2 protein-coding genes and 1 pseudogene are annotated in these 2,166 nt (G+C 67.8%); all 3 read right to left on the reverse strand.

The window, feature by feature from the left end:
* A pseudogene (locus tag G6026_RS13390) lies at nucleotides 1–712 on the reverse strand (hypothetical protein); the annotation flags it as partial.
* A 129-nt stretch (nucleotides 713–841) separates the two neighbouring features.
* Nucleotides 842–1,348 (reverse strand): class I SAM-dependent methyltransferase, encoded by a 507-nt coding sequence (locus G6026_RS13395; protein WP_309230311.1) that lies wholly within the window; start codon nucleotides 1,346–1,348, stop codon nucleotides 842–844.
* A complete protein-coding gene (locus tag G6026_RS13400) occupies nucleotides 1,345–1,950 on the reverse strand; it encodes a molecular chaperone DnaJ (protein WP_182613459.1) in 606 nt (201 codons plus the stop codon). Before G6026_RS13400 ends, G6026_RS13395 begins: the two co-directional genes overlap by 4 nt.
* Nucleotides 1,951–2,166 lie beyond the last annotated feature (216 nt).

Raw genomic sequence — 2,166 nt, forward strand, 5'->3', positions numbered from 1 at the left:
GCTGCTGGCGGGTGGGAGGCTCGTGCTCGCGCGCGACCTCCCCACCTGTACCACCTTCGGTAGTAACCCTTCCCCTACCACCTCCACCACCACTACCACCGGGGGTTCTCGGTGAATGGTTCTCGTTGAACGGTTCTGAATGGTTCTCGGTGAACGATTCCGAACCGTTCTGAACGGTTCGGGTGGAAGGGTCCAATTCGGTTCCCCCGAGAGCTGGCATCGTCTGATGGAGGGCCATATGCGCGGTCCGATAGGCCAGCGCCGACCCCTTGAGCTTCTCTCCCGCGGGGACAGTCTCGGGGTCGTCGGCGTAGCGCTCCCGGGCGATCCGTGCGAGCTCCGCACCGATGAGCGGGCGTAGTCGACGGGACCGCACCAGGAGTGCCGCGCGGCACGCAGAGGCCAACACGTTGGGCTTCTGGGCAACGCCGTCGCGGCGCATGAGGGGCCGGATGAACACCTCTTCTGTGTCGGTGTCGATGTAGGCGAACCGGGCCTGTTCGAGCTCGCGAGCGGCGGCCACGAGCCGGTCCTCGTCGAAGTCCGGGAGTTGCCGGATGAGCTGGCGGGGTTGCCAGGGTCCGGTGCCGGCTTGGGAGACGGTTGGGGAGACGACGAGGCGTAGGTAGACGCGGTCGGCGTCGGCCGACAGTGCGATGACCGCGGGGTCGTCGAAGTAGTCCAGGCCGAAGGTGGCGTAGCTACGTGGCATGAGGTGGTGCCTCCTCTATGAGCGCGAGTACGGCGTGGGTGAGGCCACGCAGCAGTTCCGGAGTGGGGTCTGCGGCGCCCCACGCGTCGAGTAGGGATTGCTCGGCCGCGGCCCGATGCTCAGCGGGGGTCACGGCGTGGCTCGCTTCATGAAGCAGATCCAGTGCGTCCTGCTCTGTCGGCCGGAGCGGTGCCCATAGAGCGGACGCTCAGGCGTGAGAGCGAGCACTTCAGCCACGGGGATCTGGTCCTCGTTCCACTTGAAGATCAACGTCCCATTCGGGCGGAGCACACGGAAGCATTCGAGGAAGCCCGCAGTCAGATCGTCGCGCCACGTGGGGAACAGTGCGCCGTACTTCGTCCTCGTCCAGGAGTTCTTTCCGAGACGCTTCAGGTGGGGCGGGTCAAACACGACGTGGTGGAAGGTGGCGTCCGCGAACGGCAGCTCTCGGAAGTCGGCCTGCACTCCCGGCCGTATGTGGACTGTTCGCCCATCGCAGACCTCAGTGCTCTCCACCCGGTTGTCGAGGAAGATCGCACGCTCGTCGTCGTGGTCAAACCACATCATTCGAGAGCCGGCGGTCGTGTCCAGAGCGACGATCTCGCCACCGTCACGCTGACGATCCGGGGCGGTCACAAGGTCACTCCCAGAAGTGCGGCGAGAGCGGCGACCTCGTCCCACCGGGTGGTGTCGCCGTCGTGGCGGTCAGGGTGGGCGATGGCGCGGGCACGCCTGACTAGACCCTTGTCCGTCTCGTTGCCTACGGCTCCGCCGATCTCCGAAAGCCGGTCCCGCGCCTCGTCCGCTGTCATCGTCGTGGCCGTGCTCTCGATCGCCCGCCAGCCGCGGTACTGCTCGCCCGACTGGGCGACGCCGTACCGGTTGATGCGACGCAGCGACTCCATCGTCAGGGCGATCGCCCGCAGGTTGTCCTGCCACCGCTCGAACGAGTCGCACGGGAACGACAGCGAGCCCTCGGATCCGTTGAACGACAGGATGACCCCGGGCGACCACGCCTTCGCGTGAGCCAGCGGGTAGCCGCGGACACCGAAGTCGGCCTCCGGGATGCACACCTGGAGCACGGCATCGTCGGCCTGGGCGTGCCGCAGCTCGTCGTCGAGCAACTGCAGGGTGCTCGACCACGGGGCCGAGAACGGCGACCGGCGCCGCTCCGCGGTCTCCTGGCCGAGCCAACGCTCGACAGGTCGCACGGTGAGGAAGTCGGGCCAGCTACTCACAGGACGGCCCTCTCGTCGCCCTCGGCCCGGAGCACGGCGTGGTCGGGGGTGCTCATCTTGTCTCCTTGCGGTTGTATGCCGGTGCCGAGGCGGGGCGGCCGGCGAGGATCCCGTCGACCCCGTTGCGGCGGCCCCGGTAGTGATCGCGAAGTTGCATGCATGCGGCGATGGCGGGGCAGGTCCCGCAGACGCGGCGAGCGGTAGCCAGGCGGGCCC

Origin of the sequence: Dietzia sp. DQ11-38-2, from assembly GCF_014145055.1 — a bacterium.
In the GTDB taxonomy this organism is placed as follows: Bacteria; Actinomycetota; Actinomycetes; order Mycobacteriales; family Mycobacteriaceae; genus Dietzia.